1 protein-coding gene is annotated in these 1427 nt (G+C 65.6%); it reads right to left on the bottom strand.

The genetic code is table 11. From position 1 onward, the window contains the following. Positions 1-40 precede the first annotated feature (40 nt). Positions 41-1354, bottom strand: a complete 1314-nt coding sequence (locus ADK60_RS22605; protein WP_079008617.1) for an IS630 family transposase — start codon at positions 1352-1354, stop codon at positions 41-43. Positions 1355-1427 lie beyond the last annotated feature (73 nt).

Genomic DNA, 1427 nt, shown 5'->3' with positions numbered 1-1427 from the left:
CGGCACTAGTGTGATGCGCCACAAATCACGAGGGTAAGTTCTACTCTGCTGCGGCATCTGGTGGGTTGATCTTGGCGAGGTAGTCGGCGAGGGACTTGAGGATCTCGTCGGCGGTCTTGGTCCAGGTGAACGGTCTGGGGTTCTCGTTCCAGGTGTCGATCCAGGCCTTGATGTCGTCTTCGAGGGCTTTGACGGAGGTGTGGACGCCGCGGCGGATGAGCTTGTCGGTCAGTAGGCCGAACCAGCGCTCGACCTGGTTGATCCAGGAAGAGCCGGTCGGGGTGAAGTGGACGTGGAAGCGCGGGTGCCGGCTGAGCCAGGTTCTGATCTCGGCGGTGCTGTGGGTGGCGTAGTTGTCGCACACCAGGTGCACGTCGAGTTCGGCGGGGACGGCCTTGTCTATGGTGACCAGGAACTTCTTGAACTCCAGGGCCCGGTGGCGGCGGTGCAGTTCGCTGATGACGGTGCCGTCGGCGATGTTGAAGGCGGCGAACAGGCTGGTGATGCCGTGCCGCAGGTAGTCGTGGGTTCGGCGCTCGGGCATGCCCGGCATCATCGGCAGGACCGGCTGGGACCGGTCCAGCGCCTGGATCTGGCTCTTCTCGTCCACGCAGAGCACGACAGCCCGCTCGGGCGGGTTGTGGTACAGGCCGACGACATCCACCACCTTGGCCACGAACTGCGGGTCGGTGGACAACTTGAAGCTGTCCTGCAAGTGCGGCTTGAGGTCGAACTTCTTCCAGATGCGCCCGATGGTCGACTTCGAGAGCCCCGTGCGGGCAGCCATCGAAGTCCGTGACCAGTGCGTGTCGTTGCCTGGCGTGGACTCCAGTGTCGCCACCAGTACGTCCTCGACCTGGTCGAGCAGGATCGAGGGCGGCCTGCCCGGACGGGGCTCGTCCTGCAAGCCGTCCAGCCGCTTGCCGATGAACCGGGCCCGCCAGCGCTCCACGGTGGACTCGTCGACGCCCAGGTCCATCGCGGCCTGCCGGTTCGTCCCGCCCTCCGCGCAGCGCAGCACGATTCTGGCCCGCAGCGCGAGGAACTGCGCTGTCTTCGCCCGTCTGGCCCAGCGCATCAGTTGGTCCCGTTCCGCCTCGCTCAGGACCAGGTCGGGCTTCGGGCGGCCGATGCGACCGGCATCCTGCAGGCCGGCCAGCCCCTCGGCCGCGAACTTGCCACGCCACTTGCGCACCGTCTTGTCCTGAACGCCAACGAGCTTCGCGGCAGCGGCATTCGACATACCGTCAGCACACGCCAGGATGATCCGGGCCCGTTCAGCGGCTCTTCGGTCCGAGGACCCCGCCCGACGCAGCAACTCGGCACGCTCGTCCCCAGACAGCGAGATCACCACGGCAGAAGGCCCAGGATGCGACACCATAAAAGGGTATCAACTTACCCTCGTGATTTGTGGCGCATCACACTAG

This window comes from Streptomyces sp. XY431 (assembly GCF_001279805.1).
Taxonomy (GTDB): Bacteria; Actinomycetota; Actinomycetes; order Streptomycetales; family Streptomycetaceae; genus Kitasatospora; species Kitasatospora purpeofusca.
Note: the sequence above shows the minus strand (reverse complement) of the source record. Positions and strands in the feature narration are given on the sequence as shown.